Source organism: Gryllotalpicola ginsengisoli DSM 22003, assembly GCF_000419445.1.
GTDB classification, from domain to species: Bacteria; Actinomycetota; Actinomycetes; order Actinomycetales; family Microbacteriaceae; genus Gryllotalpicola; species Gryllotalpicola ginsengisoli.
The window spans coordinates 173,663-186,159 of the sequence record NZ_AULK01000005.1; the positions used below are offsets into that span (position 1 = coordinate 173,663).

At 70.2% G+C, this 12,497-nt stretch carries 11 protein-coding genes; 7 read left to right on the plus strand and 4 right to left on the minus strand.

The genetic code is table 11. The annotated features are described in order from the left end of the window. Positions 1-59: 59 nt before the first annotated feature. Together H563_RS0110805 and H563_RS0110810 are read right to left on the minus strand one after the other, a co-directional pair. Positions 60-1,796, minus strand: a complete 1,737-nt coding sequence (locus H563_RS0110805) for a glycerol-3-phosphate dehydrogenase/oxidase (protein WP_022882623.1) — start codon at positions 1,794-1,796, stop codon at positions 60-62. 176 nt (positions 1,797-1,972) lie between these two features. After that, on the minus strand, positions 1,973-3,094 hold the full coding sequence (locus H563_RS0110810; RefSeq protein ID WP_022882624.1) for a GuaB3 family IMP dehydrogenase-related protein: 1,122 nt from the start codon (positions 3,092-3,094) through the stop codon (positions 1,973-1,975). A gap of 56 nt (positions 3,095-3,150) precedes the next feature. Between H563_RS0110810 and H563_RS0110815 the strand changes: the two genes are divergently transcribed. Next, positions 3,151-4,308 carry a MalY/PatB family protein gene (locus H563_RS0110815; protein WP_022882625.1) on the plus strand — a complete coding sequence of 386 codons (1,158 nt, stop codon included), beginning with the start codon at positions 3,151-3,153 and terminating at the stop codon, positions 4,306-4,308. A gap of 10 nt (positions 4,309-4,318) precedes the next feature. On the opposite strand, the gene H563_RS0110820 is transcribed toward H563_RS0110815, so the two are convergent. Together H563_RS0110820 and guaB are read right to left on the minus strand one after the other, a co-directional pair. Then, positions 4,319-5,311, minus strand: a complete 993-nt coding sequence (locus tag H563_RS0110820) for an LLM class F420-dependent oxidoreductase (RefSeq protein WP_022882626.1) — start codon at positions 5,309-5,311, stop codon at positions 4,319-4,321. A 376-nt stretch (positions 5,312-5,687) separates the two neighbouring features. After that, a complete protein-coding gene (guaB, locus tag H563_RS0110825) occupies positions 5,688-7,190 on the minus strand; it encodes an IMP dehydrogenase (protein ID WP_022882627.1) in 1,503 nt (500 codons plus the stop codon). A gap of 267 nt (positions 7,191-7,457) precedes the next feature. On the opposite strand from guaB, the gene H563_RS0110835 reads away from it, so the two are divergent. From H563_RS0110835 to H563_RS0110860, 6 genes are all read left to right on the plus strand, one after another. Further along, entirely contained in the window at positions 7,458-8,861 is a 1,404-nt protein-coding gene (locus H563_RS0110835; RefSeq protein WP_022882628.1) for a branched-chain amino acid ABC transporter permease, read from the plus strand. A gap of 13 nt (positions 8,862-8,874) precedes the next feature. Further along, positions 8,875-9,849 carry a branched-chain amino acid ABC transporter permease gene (locus H563_RS0110840; RefSeq protein ID WP_027479351.1) on the plus strand — a complete coding sequence of 325 codons (975 nt, stop codon included), beginning with the start codon at positions 8,875-8,877 and terminating at the stop codon, positions 9,847-9,849. Between the two features lie 40 nt (positions 9,850-9,889). Then, the gene (locus H563_RS16265; RefSeq protein WP_407635320.1) at positions 9,890-10,924 is read left to right on the plus strand and encodes an ABC transporter ATP-binding protein; all 1,035 of its coding nucleotides are present in this window, start codon (positions 9,890-9,892) and stop codon (positions 10,922-10,924) included. Beyond that, complete coding sequence (locus tag H563_RS16270) at positions 10,921-11,685, plus strand: ABC transporter ATP-binding protein (protein WP_022882631.1); 765 nt, start codon at positions 10,921-10,923, stop codon at positions 11,683-11,685. The genes H563_RS16265 and H563_RS16270 overlap by 4 nt, the downstream gene beginning before the upstream one ends. A gap of 118 nt (positions 11,686-11,803) precedes the next feature. Further along, positions 11,804-12,154 carry a YciI family protein gene (locus tag H563_RS0110855; protein WP_022882632.1) on the plus strand — a complete coding sequence of 117 codons (351 nt, stop codon included), beginning with the start codon at positions 11,804-11,806 and terminating at the stop codon, positions 12,152-12,154. Position 12,155: 1 nt separating this feature from the next. Next, a complete protein-coding gene (locus H563_RS0110860; protein ID WP_022882633.1) occupies positions 12,156-12,497 on the plus strand; it encodes a YciI family protein in 342 nt (113 codons plus the stop codon).

Consider the following 12,497-nt stretch of genomic DNA (forward strand, 5'->3'; position numbering starts at 1 on the left):
GGAAGACCGGCCGATCCGCGGCGGGCGGGCGGTTCGCCCGCCCGGCCAGGTCCCCCGGGTCAGCTCGCGGCGAGCGGGCTGGGGATGTCGGGGGCGGAGAGCCGCACCCGATCGGCCGACTCGTCGTCGGGCTCGAGCTGCGAGGCGCGCTCGGCCTCGACGCGCTTCAGGTAGTAGTCGACCTCGACCTGCTGCTGCTCGTCATCCCAGCCGAGCACCCCGCCCATCAGCTTCGCGGCGACCGGTGCGGCCGAGACGCCGCGGTCCCACGCCTCGATCGAGATGCGGGTGCGCCGGGCGAGCACGTCGTCGAGGTGCAGTGCGCCCTCGTGGCTGGCCGCGTACACCACCTCGGCGCCGAGGTAGTCGTCGGCGCCCGGCAGCGGCTCGGCCAGCGAGCGGTCCTCGGCGATCAGGGCGATCACGTCGTCGGCGAGGGTGCCGTAGCGGTTCAGCAGGTGCTCGACGCGGGTGACGTGCAGTCCCGCCTCCTTCGCGATCCGCGAGCGGCGGTTCCAGGCGGCCTGGTAGCCCTCGGCGCCGACCAGCGCGATGTCTTCCGTGGTCGACTCGGGCACGCGCCCGTCGAGGGCGTGCACCGCCGCGTCCACCGCATCCTTCGCCATCACGCGGTAGGTGGTGAACTTGCCGCCCGCGATCACCACGAGCCCGGGAACCGAGTGGCCGACGAGGTGCTCGCGGCTGAGCTTGCTGGTCTGCTCGCTCTCGCCGGCGAGCAGCGGCCGCAGCCCGGCGTAGACGCCCTCGACGTCTTCCCGGGTCAGCGGCACGGCCAGCACCTGGTTCACGTGCTCGAGCAGGTAGTCGATGTCGGCGGCCGTCGCCGCCGGATGCGCCTTGTCGAGGTGCCAGTCGGTGTCGGTGGTGCCGATCAGCCAGTGCCGGCCCCACGGGATCACGAACAGCACGCTCTTCTCGGTCCGCAGCAGCAGCCCGGTGCTCGATTGGAACCGGTCGCGGGGCACCACCAGGTGGATGCCCTTCGAGGCCCGCACGTGGAACTCGCCGCGCTGGGCGACCATCGCCTGCGTGTCATCCGTCCACACCCCGGTCGCGTTGACGACCTGCTTGGCCTGGATGTCGAACGCCTCGCCGGTCTGCAGGTCGCGCGCATGCACGCCGACCACGCGCTCGCCCACCTTGATGAACCCCTCCACCTTGACGCGGGTGGCGACGGATGCGCCGTATGCGGCAGCCGTGCGCGCGAGGCTCGCGACGTACCGGGCGTCGTCGACCTGCGCGTCGTAGTAGGTGAGCCCGCCGACGAATGCGTCGGCAGCGAGGCCCGGCGCCAGTTTGCGCAGCTGGCTCTTGCTGAGGTGGCGGTGGTGCGGCACCCCCGGCGGCCGGCCGCCCGTGTACGAGAACGCGTCGTAGAGCGTCATTCCGGCGCCGATGTAGAACCGCTCGGTGACAGGGGTGGTGAGCGGGTAGAGGAATCGCACCGGCTTCACCAGGTGCGGCGCGATGCGCTCGAGCAGCAGACCGCGCTCGATGAGCGCCTCGCGCACGAGGCGGAAGTCGAGTTGTTCGAGATAGCGGATGCCGCCGTGGATCAGCTTCGACGAGCGGCTCGACGTGCCCGACGCCCAGTCGCGCTGCTCGACGAGCCCGACCGTGAGGCCCCGGGTGACGGCGTCGAGGGCGGCGCCGGTGCCGACCACCCCTCCGCCGACGACGAGGATGTCGAGCTCGGTCGTCTTGAGCGCCTCGACGGCCGCCTGGCGCTCCTCGGGACCGAGCTTCGAGGAATGCGAGATCAGCGTGCCAGCCATGTCCTCACCGTACCCGCCGCTTTCGCGTGATGTCCCGGCCTTTCGCCGCGCTGCTCCAGGTCTGGGAAAGTGTGCAGCATCGGCCCGTTCCCCTCGCGCTGCTGAAACGGACTCGCGCCACCGTCATGGCAGGCGCGCGTGTCGGTTCGAGTAGCGCGAACGGGCAGGGCCGGCCGTCAGTGCAGGCGGTAGGGGGCGACGACGACCTCGACGCGCTGGAACTCCTTGAGGTCGGAGTAGCCGGTCGTCGCCATCGAGCGGCGCAGCGCGCCGATCAGGTTGGCCGTGCCGTCGGCGACCGTGGCCGGGCCGTACAGCACCTCCTGCAGCGAGCCGACGGTGCCGACCTGCACGCGGTGGCCTCGGGGCAGCTCGGGGTGGTGCGCCTCGGCGCCCCAGTGCCAGCCGCCGCCGGGCGCCTCGCTCGAGCGGGCGAGCGCGGTGCCGAGCATGACCGCGTCGGCCCCGCAGGCGATCGCCTTCACGATGTCGCCCGAGGTGCCGAGGCCCCCGTCGGCGATGACGTGCACGTAGCGGCCGCCGGACTCGTCCATGTAGTCGCGGCGCGCGCCGGCGACGTCGGCCACCGCGGTAGCCATCGGGGCGTGGATGCCCGTGACGGCGCGGGTGGTCGAGGCCGCTCCCCCGCCGAAGCCGACCAGCACGCCGGCCGCGCCGGTGCGCATCAGGTGCAGCGCGGCCGTGTAGGTCGCGGCGCCGCCGACGATCACCGGCACGTCGAGCTCGTAGATGAACTTCTTCAGGTTGAGCGGCTCGCGCTGCTTGGCGACGTGCTCGGCGCTGACCGTCGTGCCGCGGATGACGAACACGTCGACGCCGGCGGCGAGCACCGTCTCGTAGAACTGCTGGGTGCGCTGGGGGCTGAGCGCACCGGCGACCACGACGCCGGCGGTGCGGATCTCCGCCAGCCGGTCGCGGATCAACTCGGCCTTCACCGGCTCCGAGTAGATCTGCTGCATGCGCTGCGTCGCGCTCTCGACCGGGAGCGAGCGGATCTCCGCCAGCAGCGGCTCCGGGTCCTCGTAGCGGGTCCACAGCCCCTCGAGGTCGAGCACGCCGAGGCCGCCGAGCTTGCCGATCTCGATCGCCGTCGCCGGCGAGACGACCGAGTCCATCGGCGCGGCGAGGATGGGGGTGTCGAAGGTGAACGCGTCGATCTGCCAGGTGACCGAGACGTTCTCGGGGTCGCGGGTGCGCCGCGACGGCACGATCGCCACATCGTCGAAGGCGTACACCCTGCGCGCGCGCTTGGCGACGCCGATCTCTACCTCTGCCACGCCCCCAGCCTAGCCGTGCCCTGATCGGGCGCCGGGAGGCGCAATAGGCTGGCCGCATGGCCGACCCCACCCGCGCGGAACCGCTCGAGAGGCTCCGCCGCCGCACGAGCGAGAAGTGGGCGACGTACGGCACCGAGGTGCTGCCGATGTTCGTCGCCGAGATGGACTACCCGCTCGCGCCGCCGATCAAGGCCGCCCTGCACGAGGCCGTCGACCTCGGCGATACGGGCTACGTCTACCCCGCCGACCACGGCGTCTTCGACGCGTTCGCCTCCTTCGCGCAGGACCTCTGGGGGTGGCATCCCTCGCCCGCCATGATGGCGACGACGACCGACGTGAGCGTCGTGATCGTCGAGTCGCTGCGCCGCCTCATCGGCCCCGGCGACGCCGTCGTGGTGACCTCGCCCGTCTACCCGCCGTTCTTCGACCTCATCCCCGAAGCGGGCGGCACCGTGCTCGACGTGCCGCTGCTCGACGACGGCGCGCGCTACGGGCTCGACCTCGCGGGCATCGACCGCGCCTTCGCCGAGGGCGCCCGCGGCGTGCTGCTGTGCAACCCGCACAACCCGCTCGGGCACGTGCACCCGCGCGACGAACTCGTCGCGCTCTCCGACATCGTCGAGCGGCACGGCGGCTTCGTGGTCAGCGACGAGATCCACGCGCCGCTCACGCACACGGATGCCTCGTTCACCCCGTACCTCACCGTGTCGGCCGCCGCGGCCGAGCACGGCATCGCCGCCCACTCGGCCAGCAAGGCGTTCAACCTCGCCGGGCTCAAGTGCGCGCTGTTCGTGACGGCGGGCGAGCGGATGGCGCGGCTGGTGCGCCACCTGCCCGACGAGGTGCGCTTCCGCACCGGCCTGTTCGGGCTGATCGCCACCCGCGTCGGATTCACCGAGGGGCGCGAGTGGCTCGCCGGCACCCTCGCCGCCATCGAGGAGAACCGGCGCCTGCTGGGCGCGCTGCTGGCCGAGAAGCTGCCGCAGGCCGGCTACCGCGAGCCGCACGCGAGCTACCTGGCCTGGCTCGACCTGCGCGCGCTCGGCTGGGGCGACGACCCGGCCCGTGTCGCACGCCGAGAGGCGAAGGTCGCCCTGGCGAACGGGCCGCGCTTCGGCGAGCGCGGGAACGGATTCGCGCGGCTGAACTTCGCGTGCGACCCGGCCGTGCTGACCGAGGCGGTCGAGCGGCTCGCGGCCGCGGCATCCGTCTGATCGGCGCCGCTCAGCTCAGCTGCGGCAGCACCTCCTGCTCGAACAGCTCGATGCCGTCCAGCGAGTACGCGGCGTCGGGGAAGTAGAAGATCGCGTAGCCGAGGCCCCTCTCCGCCATCTGCTGCAGCCGGTCGACGATCTGCGCGGGCGTGCCGACGGCCAGCGCCTTCTCGCTGCGGTACTCGCCGACGAAGCCGTCGGTCGCCTCGCCGAGGTAGGGCCGCACGCGCTGCTCGAGCGCGTCGAGCTGCCGGTCGACGTCGGCCTGGGTCGCGCCGACGATGACGTTGTAGTTGGCGCTGCGCACGATGGCGTCGAAGTCGGTGCCGAGCTTCTCGGTGTGGCCCTTGAGGATCTCGCTCTTGCGGGTGAACGTCTCGGGGTCGCCGGCGAAGTTGGTGTACTGCGCGTACTTCGCGGCGATCTTCAGCGTGACCTTCTCGCCACCCCCGGAGATCCAGAACGGGATGCCGGGCTGCTGCAGCGGCTGCGGGTGGAACAGGGCGCCGTCCACCTGGTAGTACTTGCCGTCGAGCGTCGCGGTGCCGGTCTGCCAGGCCTGCTTCATGATCTCGACGCCCTCGCCGAGGCGGCCGAGGCGCTCGCCGATCTCGGGGAAGCCGTAGCCGTAGGCGCGCCACTCGTGCTCGTACCAGCCGCCGCCGATGCCCATCTCGACGCGGCCGCCGGAGACGATGTCGATCGTCGCGGCCACCTTGGCGAGGTAGGCGGGGTTGCGGTAGCTCATGCAGGTGCACATCTGGCCGAGCCGCACCCGCTTCGTCGCGGCGGCGAAGGCGGCCATCAGGCTCCACGCCTCGTGGGTCGCCTGGTCGCTGGGGATCGGCACGGTGTGGAAGTGGTCGTAGACCCAGATCGACTCCCACAGCTCCGTGGAGTCGGCGTGCTGGGCGACGGTGTTCATGGCCTGCCACTGCTGCGCGGCGTCGATGCCGACGAGATCGTGGCGCCAGCCTTGGGGAACGAAGAGTCCGAATCGCATGGTCCGGACTCTATCGAATCGATTCGCCCACCCCTAGAGGGCCCGGGTCTGCAGAGGGTGATCGGATGCCGCATCCGTCGGTCGTCGTGCGCTGTCCGTCGCCCGAGTTCCGCCCGGCCGCGATTCGTCAGTTCTTGCTCTCTCCACTGCTCCCGGGAGCACTTTTCGGCGAACCACGCGAGGCCGCCACACCGGCTCGTCACGAAGTGCTGAGACGGGCACGATCGGGAGCCAGAAGTGACGAATCGCGCGGCGTGACGGATGCCGCATCCGCTCGGCCTCGTCAGGAACGGGCGAAGGGGGCAGGGATACGCGAAGGGGCCAGGAATGCGCGAAGGGGAGGGTCCGGCGTCCCTCCCCTTCGCGGCGATCGGTGTCAGCGGCGGTAGTTCGGCGCCTCGACGACCATCTGGATGTCGTGCGGGTGGCTCTCCTTGAGCCCGGCCGGGGTGATGCGCACGAACCTGCCCTTGCTCTTCAGCTCGGGGATGGATCGCGCGCCCACGTAGAACATCGTCTGGCGCAGCCCGCCGAGCATCTGGTGGATGACGGAGGAGACGGCGCCGCGGTAGGGCACCTTGCCCTCGATGCCCTCGGCGATGAGCTGGTCGTCGCTCGGCACGTCGGCCTGGAAGTAGCGGTCGCGGGCATAGGAGGTCTTCTTGCCGCGGGTCTGCAGCGCGCCGAGCGAGCCCATGCCGCGATACGACTTGAACTGCTTGCCGTTGACGAAGACCAGCTCGCCCGGCGACTCGTCCGTGCCGGCCAGCAGCGAGCCCATCATCACGGTGTCGGCGCCGGCGACGAGCGCCTTGCCGATGTCGCCCGAGTACTGCAGACCGCCGTCGGCGATGAGCGGCACACCCGCGGCGCGGGCGGCGAGGGATGCCTCGTAGATCGCCGTGACCTGCGGAACGCCGACGCCGGCGACCACGCGGGTGGTGCAGATCGAGCCGGGGCCGACGCCGACCTTGATGGCGTCCGCTCCGGCGTCGATCAGCGACTGCGCGCCGGAGCGCGTGGCGACGTTGCCGGCGATCACCTCGACGTTCGCGAACGCGGGGTCGCTCTTCATGCGCCCGATGATGTCGTGCTCGGCCTTGCTCTCGCCGTTCGCGGTGTCGGTGACGATCACGTCGACGCCGGCCTCCATCAGGGCGACGGCGCGCTCCCAGGCGTCGCCGAAGACGCCGATGGCGGCGCCGACGCGCAGCCGGCCGGACTCGTCCTTCGTGGCGAAGGGGTACTTCTCGGACTTGTCGAAGTCCTTGACGGTGATGAGGCCCTTGAGGCGGCCGCCCTCGTCGACCAGGGGCAGCTTCTCGATCTTGTGCTGTGCGAGCAGGGCGAGGGCGTGGTCGGGGTCGGTGCCGACCGGGGCGGTGACGAGCGGCGACTTGGTCATGACGTCGGCCACGCGGGTGGTCTCGGCCTCGAACGGCGAGACGAAGCGCATGTCGCGGTTGGTGATGATGCCGACCAGGACGCCGTCGGCGTCGACGACGGGGAGCCCGGAGACGCGAAAGGTGCGGCAGACCGCGTCGACCTCGGCGACCGTCGCCTCAGGGGTGGTGGTGACGGGGTTGGTGATCATGCCCGACTCGGAGCGCTTCACCTGGTCGACCATCTTCGCCTGCTCCTCGATGGAGAGGTTGCGGTGGATGATGCCGATGCCGCCGCCGCGCGCCATCGCGATGGCCATCCGCTCTTCGGTCACCGTGTCCATGGCCGCCGAGAGCAGCGGCGAGTGCACCGTGATCCGCTTGGTCAGGCGCGAGGACGTGTCGGCCTCGCTCGGGATGACGTCGGTCGCCCCGGGCAGGAGCATGACGTCGTCGTAGGTCAATCCGACGAAACCGAACGGATCTGGCTGGTCCATGGGCACCCCTTGTGATCGCACCGCTGATACGCAGGAATCCCCACGGTCTGTCGCCATCGGGGATTCTCGCTCCATGGTAACCCGCGCGCGTAGAGATCCATTCCAATGCATAGAAATGCATAGAAGCGGATGCGCCGCCCGAGCGCGCCCTCGACCGAGCGCCGCCGGAAACACGGACGACACATTGCCCCCCTACATTCAGTGCCCAACGCACCACGAGGCGCCGCCCCAGCGGCCCGCACCTGTTCACGCACACCAGGAGGTCGAGTGCACGCCACCCGACAGCGACCGTTCCCGCGCGCCGCGGCGCTCCTCGCCGCCGCGTTCGCCGCGGCTCTCGCGCTGGCTCTGACGCCCGCGGCCGCCCACGCGGCCACCACCCCGATCGACCCGAGCACGGCCAAGGAGTCCATCCTCGTCCGCACCCTCGACAACAGCTCGCCGCCGGCGAAGCCGCTGCCGAACATCCCGGTCGAGATCTCCGGCGACGGCTACGACGTCACCACCGCGACCGATGCCAAGGGGCAGATCGAGGTCGGGGTGCCCGAGCCGGGCGACTACACGGTGACGATCGACACCTCGAAGGTGCCGAGCGGCCTCGCCCTGCCGCCGGCGCTCAAGGCCAGCCGCACCGTCACGGTCGACACCGGTAACAAGCAGGTGCTGGCCAACTACATCTTCGTCTCGGCCTCCGCCGCCCAGCAGTCGAGCCGGCCGAGCTCGGGCGCCACGAGCGGGCCGTCGTCGTCCTCGACGTCGGAGAGCCCGTCGAGCTCGAGCTCCGGCAGCAAGTTCTCCCGGCAGATCTGGCCGAGCATCGTGACCGGCCTCGTCTTCGGCCTGCTGCTCGCCCTCGCCTCGATCGGCGTCTCGCTGATCTACGGCACGACGGGCCTGAACAACTTCGCGCACGGCGAGCTCGTGACCTTCGGCGGGCTGATGGCCTACACCTTCACGCGGCTCGTGCCGCTGCCCGGCCCGGTCGCGATCCTGATCGCCCTGGTGCTCGGCGGCGTCATGGGCTACGTGCAGGATCTCGCGATCTGGCGGCCGCTGCGCCGCAAGCGGGTCGCGCTGATCCCGCTGATGATCGTCAGCATCGGCCTCTCCCTCGCGCTGCGCTACCTGTTCCAGATCATCTACGGGCCCGGCTCGCTGGTCATGCCGCAGGACAGCTCGGCCGCCCTGTCGATCGGACCGGTGCACCTGACCGGGGCGAACCTGTGGGCGGCGATCATCTGCATCGTGGCGCTGCTGCTCGTGGCGTTCCTGCTCACCCGCACGAACATCGGCAAGGCCACGCGCGCCGTGTCCGACAACCGGGCGCTGGCCGCCGCCTCCGGGATCGACGTGGAACGGGTCATCCGTATCGTCTGGACCGCGGGCGGCGCGCTCGCCGGCCTCGGCGGCGCCCTGCTCGCCTACTACCAGACGGTGCAGTGGAACTCGGGCTCGCTGATCCTGCTCGCCATCTTCGCCGCCGTCACCCTCGGCGGTCTCGGCACGACCTACGGCGCGCTCGTCGGCTCGCTCGTGATCGGCCTGTTCATCAACGTCTCGGCGATCTGGCTGCCCGCGAACCTCAAGTTCGTGGCGGCCCTCATCGTCATGATCGTCATCCTGCTCGTGCGGCCGCAGGGCATCCTCGGCAAGCGGGACCGGATCGGATAGCGGAGCGAACATGCTGGACTGGACCTTCCTCCCCCTCACGCTGAACCAGATCATCTCGCCGCAGACGATCGCGTACGCCCTGGCCGCCCTCGGCCTGACCGTGCACTTCGGCTACTCGGGCCTGCTCAACTTCGGCCAGGCCGGGTTCATGTCGGTCGGCGCCTACTTCTTCGCCATCACGGCGACCCGCTTCGGATTCCCCCTGTGGGCGTCGGTGCTCGCAGCGCTCGTGGGCTCGACGGCGTTCGCGTTCCTGCTCGGCATCCCGACGCTGCGGCTGCGCGCCGACTACCTGTCGATCGTCACGATCGCCGCGGCCGAGATCATCCGCTACACGGTGCAGACGCCGAACCTCACCGCGCTCACCGGCGGCTCGGACGGCATCAACGGCTCCGAGGCCGGCTTCGAGGCCATCAACCCCATCCCCGACCGGGTGTACAAGATCGGCGTGCAGCCCTACACGAACGACGACCTGTGGGTGATCATCGTCGGCTGGGTGCTCGTCGGCGCCGCGGCGCTGTTCGTGTGGCAGCTGATGCGCAGCCCGTGGGGCCGCATCGTCAAGGGCATCCGCGAGGACGAAGACGCGGTGCGCGCGCTCGGCAAGAACGTCTACTCGTTCAAGATGCAGGCCCTGATCATCGGCGGCGTCCTCGGCACGCTCGGCGCGATCATCAACATCCTGCCGACCTCGCTGCAGCCCGACAACTACGGCACCCAGACCACGTTCTTCCTGTGGACGATCATGCTGCTGGGCGGGGCGACCACCGTGCTCGGGCCGATCATCGGCGCGATCATCTTCTGGGTCGTGCTCTCGCTCTCCGACGGATTCATCGCCGTGCTCTCGACGGCGAACATCGTGCCGCTCTCGCAGGTGCAGCAGGGGCCGGTGCGGTTCATCATCGTGGGGGTGGCCCTGATGCTGCTGGTCGTGTTCCGGCCGCAGGGCATCTTCGGCAAGAAGAAGGAGGCGTACTTCAGTGCCTGACCCGACGCCTGAGACGACCGACTCTGAGACGACCGGCACCGTGTCGACGGGCACGGTGACGGATGCGTCCCCCATCGTCGCCGAGCCGATCCGGCCCGGCGTGCCGAAGGTCGACCCGATCCTCATCGCCGACGGGGTCGTGCGCCACTTCGGCGGCAACGTCGCCGTCGACGTTGCGCACGTGGAGGTGCCGCGCGGCAAGATCACCGCCCTGATCGGGCCGAACGGCGCCGGCAAGACGACGTTCTTCAACCTGCTCACCGGCTTCGACAAGCCGAACTCCGGCGCCTGGACCTTCCAGGGCCACTCGCTCGCCGGCGTGCCCCCGCACAAGGTGGCCCGCCGCGGCATGGTGCGCACGTTCCAGCTGACCAAGTCGCTCGGCCTGCTCTCGGTGCTCGAGAACATGCGCCTCGGCGCGACGAAACAGCTCGGCGAGCGCTTCATCCCCTCGCTGATGCCGTTCCTGTGGAGCGCGCAGGAGAAGGCGATCACCGAGAAGGCGATGGAGCTGCTGGCCCGCTTCAAGCTCGACGCGAAGGCCGACGACTACGCCGCCTCGCTCTCGGGCGGGCAGCGCAAGCTGCTCGAGATGGCCAGGGCGCTGATGAGCGACCCGACGCTGGTCATGCTCGACGAGCCGATGGCCGGCGTGAATCCGGCGCTGACGCAGTCGCTGCTCGGCCACATCCTCAACCTCAAGCGCGAGGGAATGACCGTGCTTTTCGTCGAGCACGACATGCACATGGTGCAGACGATCGCCGACTGGGTGATCGTGATGGCCGAGGGCAAGGTCGTCGCCGAGGGATACCCGCGCGAGGTGATGGGCGACCCCGCCGTCATCGACGCCTACCTCGGCGCCCACCACGACACCGACCTGGGCACGCTCACCGGCCAGCTGGCGGTCGCCGAGGAGGTCGGCGTCTCCGGCGACCTCATCGAGCAGATCGAGGGCGAGATCGAGGCGGAGCCGAACCTCGCCGCGGAGCCGGCGAACGAAAGCGCTGTGGAGCTGGAAGAGGAAGAGGCACCGGGCGGCGCATCCGTCGACGAGCCGGAGGAGGGCGAGAAGTGACCGACGAGATCGCGCTGCAGACCGAGGACCTGGTCGCCGGCTACATCCCCGGCGTGAACATCTTGAACGGATGCTCCGTGACGGTGAAGAAGGGCGAGCTGGTCGGCATCATCGGCCCCAACGGCGCAGGCAAGTCGACCCTGCTCAAGGCGGTGTTCGGGCAGGTCGGCATCCGCAGCGGCAAGGTGCTGCTCGGCGGCCAGGACATCACGGGGCTGAAGGCCGACAAGCTGGTCACCCGCGGCGTCGGCATGGTGCCGCAGAACAACAACGTGTTCCCGTCGCTGACGATCGCCGAGAACCTGCAGATGGGCGCCTACCAGCGGCCGAAGACCTACCAGGAACGTCTCGACTTCGTCACCTCGCTGTTCCCCGAGCTCGCAAAGCGGCTCGCGCAGCGGGCCGGATCGCTGTCGGGCGGCGAGCGGCAGATGGTCGCGATGAGCCGCGCGCTGATGATGGATCCGCAGGTGCTGCTGCTCGACGAGCCGTCGGCCGGCCTCTCCCCCGTCAGGCAGGACGAGACGTTCATCAACGTCGCGCAGATCAACCGCGCCGGCGTCTCGGTGCTGCTGGTCGAGCAGAACGCGAGGCGCGCGCTGCAGATCTGCCACCGCGGCTACGTGCTCGACCAGGGCCGGAACGCGCACTCGGGGCCCGGCCGCGAGCTGCTGAACGACCCGAAGGTGATCGAGCTGTACCTCGGCACGCTCGCGACCGACCACACCGCCACCTCCACCACCCCCGTCGTCGGCGGCTGACCTCCTCAGTCGGCCCGGAGCCGATTCGCGTCGATCCGGAACGCGAGCGGTCGATCCGCACTGTCGATCTGGCGCCCTCCCGCGCATCGGAGTAGTGAAGAGCCACCAGGGAGGAACCATGGCGAAGTATCTCGTGCTCATCTACGACGACGAGCAGCAGCTGGCGGGCGCGGACCCGTCGATCATCGAGGCCAATCACGAGCGGCACGTCGCGTTCAACCGCGACAACGGGGCGGCCGTCGTCGGAGGGGCACAGCTCAAGGGGTCGGAGACCGCGACGAGCATCCGTACCCGCCCCGACGGGACGGTCACCGTCACCGACGGCGTGTTCGCCGAGACCAAGGAGGTGCTCGGCGGCTACTACGTCATCGACGCGCCCGACTACGACGCCGCGTTGGCGCTGGCCAAGCAGGTGCCCGCCGTGTTCGGCGGCGTCGAGGTGCGGCCGATCATCGACCCGGGGGCGTGAGATGGGCAAGTACCTCGCGCTGATCTATGGCGACGAGTCGGTGTGGTCGGGCCTCGACCCCGAGGCGGAGAAGGCGATGTACGCCGAGTACGACGCCTTCGGCGAGCAGTACGGCTCCTATCTGGTCGGAGGCGAAGAGCTGCGGCCGAATGCGACGGCCAAGCTGATCCGCCGCACCGCCGACGGTGAGGTCGTGGTCACGGACGGCGCGTTCGGCGAGACGAAGGAAGCGCTCGGCGGCTACTACGTGATCGAGGCCGACGACGAAGCCACGGCGCTCGAGGTCGCGTCGCATGTGCCGGCGCCGGGCGGCTTCGTCGAGCTGCGCCCGATCGCCGAGTAG

Bases quoted from the DNA above. Each gene is read 5' to 3' on its own strand.
- H563_RS0110860 (WP_022882633.1), top strand. From the start codon at position 12,156: ATGGGCAAGTACCTCGCGCTGATCTATGGCGACGAGTCGGTGTGGTCG.
- H563_RS0110855 (WP_022882632.1), top strand. From the start codon at position 11,804: ATGGCGAAGTATCTCGTGCTCATCTACGACGACGAGCAGCAGCTGGCG.
- H563_RS0110815 (WP_022882625.1), top strand. From the start codon at position 3,151: ATGGCCGACCCCACCCGCGCGGAACCGCTCGAGAGGCTCCGCCGCCGC.
- guaB (WP_022882627.1), bottom strand. From the start codon at position 7,190: ATGGACCAGCCAGATCCGTTCGGTTTCGTCGGATTGACCTACGACGAC.
- H563_RS0110805 (WP_022882623.1), bottom strand. From the start codon at position 1,796: ATGGCTGGCACGCTGATCTCGCATTCCTCGAAGCTCGGTCCCGAGGAG.
- H563_RS0110820 (WP_022882626.1), bottom strand. From the start codon at position 5,311: ATGCGATTCGGACTCTTCGTTCCCCAAGGCTGGCGCCACGATCTCGTC.